The 952-nt window shown below is 38.7% G+C and carries 1 protein-coding gene and 1 pseudogene; both read right to left on the bottom strand.

The window, feature by feature from the left end; translation table 11 throughout:
- Positions 1–340, bottom strand: a 340-nt coding sequence (locus MOC09_RS20000) for a biotin/lipoyl-binding protein (RefSeq protein WP_268371678.1), incomplete at its 3' end; no start/stop codon positions are given.
- Between the two features lie 35 nt (positions 341–375).
- Positions 376–814: pseudogene (locus MOC09_RS19995) on the bottom strand (MarR family transcriptional regulator).
- Positions 815–952 lie beyond the last annotated feature (138 nt).

Raw genomic sequence — 952 nt, 5'->3', positions numbered from 1 at the left:
TTTGTCCGTTTTTCACTTCGTTTTTCACAATTGTTCCATCCATGATGGATTTCACATCAACAGTTTGTTCACCTTTGATTTTTGCAACTGTGTCGCCTTTTTTCACTGTTTTTCCTTCTTCAAGATCCCAGTCGGATACTTTACCTGCTGCTGGAGCTGAGATAGCTGCCATATCGCCGGCTACTTTTGCTTCATCTGTTTTCACATAGTTTGTGCTTTGATAATAGTAGTAAGCACCTCCGCCTATAATTGCAAGAACAACAATCAAACCGATAATGTTGGTCAGAATTAAACGTCCTCTGTTCATTTTGTTTTCTCCTTTCGTTTCATCCTCTATCATTTTGTGGAAAGCTGGTGAAAATATGTGAGAAGTTTTTAATTACCGCTTTTTTCTGAACAGCCCTCAGCAAGCTTTGTTAAGCTTCCGGCGAGCTTGCGCAAATACTGCAGCTGGGAGGTATCAAGCTTTTGGTACAAGCCAGCACCCATTTTTGCATATTGCACAGCGGCTTTTTCAATCAGTTCTTCCCCCTCTTCGGTTAACTGAATNNTCATATCGATTCATCAATTGGCGCTTATACAGAATATCTGTCATTCGCGTCACAGAAGCAGGCTTAAGATCAAGCGACATCGCCAGCTTGCTTAACGGGGTGCTTCCGCTTTGATGAATTTTAAACATCAGCAGATATTGAAGGACTGTAATATCAAAAGGCTCAAGCACAATCTCCAATATCTTCTTCTGTTTTTTATAAATTGCCCGAGACGTATCGAAGAGCTGTTCAAAAGTGAGCAAAGCACGTTCTGATTCAGTCAACTCCTTTTCACCTCATTCCTCAATAATAGTTCACAAGATAAAATATTAATAAATGAAAGGAGATTTGTCAAAGGAAAAATTTCTTTTTCTCCAGTATTTTTTTCGCAACCGTTTTCTTGCTTTTATTAAATAAAAAAA

This window comes from Bacillus sp. N12A5, from assembly GCF_026790125.1.
In the GTDB taxonomy this organism is placed as follows: Bacteria; Bacillota; Bacilli; order Bacillales; family Bacillaceae; genus Bacillus.
This window is presented reverse-complemented; position numbering and strand designations above follow the sequence as displayed.